Origin of the sequence: Clostridium sp. AM27-31LB (assembly GCF_003480745.1) — a bacterium.
Classification (GTDB): domain Bacteria; phylum Bacillota; class Clostridia; order Lachnospirales; family Lachnospiraceae; genus Butyribacter; species Butyribacter intestini.
On record NZ_QUJS01000027.1, the window covers coordinates 1 to 1,328 of the forward strand.

Consider the following 1,328-nt stretch of genomic DNA (forward strand, 5'->3'; position numbering starts at 1 on the left):
TATATAATGAAAAGTGATTTATATAATAACAATGAAAAAATACAATTTAAATCAGTATGGCCTGATATGAGTGATGAAATAGCACAGAAAGCAATAAATGATTTATCAAACTACTTAAGCCGTTATTATGGAAAAAAAGTTATAATTATTCTTGATGAATACGACACACCAATGCAGGAAGCATATGTAAATGGATATTGGGATGAACTTGTAGCATTTACCAGAAGTCTTTTTAATTTAACATTTAAGACAAATCCTTATCTTGAACGAGGGATAATGACAGGAATAACCCGTGTCTCTAAAGAGAGCATTTTTTCTGATTTAAATAATCTCGTAGTTATTACTACAACATCAAATCAGTACAATACTGCATTTGGCTTCACTGAGGAAGAGGTATTTACTGCACTTGACGAACAGGGAATTTCAGATGAGAAAGAAAAAGTAAAAGAGTGGTATGACGGATTTACATTTGGAGATAAGAAAGATATTTATAATCCGTGGTCGATAATCAATTATCTTAAATTTAAAAAATACGAAACATATTGGGCGGATTCAAGTTCAAACAGATTGGTAAATGAGCTTATAAGAACTGGCTCAGCAGAGATAAAAAATACGATGGAAACATTGATGGCAGGTGGCACCGTTGAAAAAAATATTGACGAGCAGATAGTGTTTGAACAACTAAAAACAAATAAGGATGCCGTTTGGAGTCTGCTGCTTGCAAGTGGTTATCTTCGCATAGAGGAATTTCGCACAGAAGGACGGTTAAATAAAAAAATATATAGTTTAAAGCTGACGAACTATGAAGTAGAGCAAATGTTTGGGACAATGATAGAAAGGTGGTTTGGAGGAGCAGATGTTCCATATAATGAATTTATAAATGCAATGCTTTCAGGTGACATTGAAAGCATGAATGAATACATGAACAGAGTTACAAGGGGAGTGATAAGTTATTTTGATACAGGAAAAACTCCATCTGACGAAGAACCGGAGCGTTTTTACCATGGGCTTGTGCTCGGACTGATGGTCGACCAGGTAGATAATTACATTCTAAGTTCAAATAGGGAGAGTGGTTTCGGAAGATATGACATAATGCTCGAACCGATAGACAAAAACAATGAAAAATTACCGGGTATTGTGATAGAGTTTAAAGTATTTAATCAAAAGAAAGAAGATACATTAGAGGAAACAGTAGAAAATGCATTAAGACAGATAAAAGAAAAAGATTATGATGCAGAGCTTATCAAAAGAGGTGTGAAAGAGGAAAACATATATCATTATGGTTTCGCATTTAAAGGTAAGGAAGTATTAATAGATGGTAGGTAGAA

Annotated in this window: 1 protein-coding gene; it reads left to right on the forward strand. The window is 33.6% G+C overall.

All coding sequences use genetic code 11. The annotated features are described in order from the left end of the window. Nucleotides 1–1,326, forward strand: a 1,326-nt coding sequence (locus DW721_RS15835; RefSeq protein WP_118746312.1) for an AAA family ATPase, incomplete at its 5' end; no start/stop codon positions are given. Between the last annotated feature and the right edge of the window lie 2 nt (nt 1,327–1,328).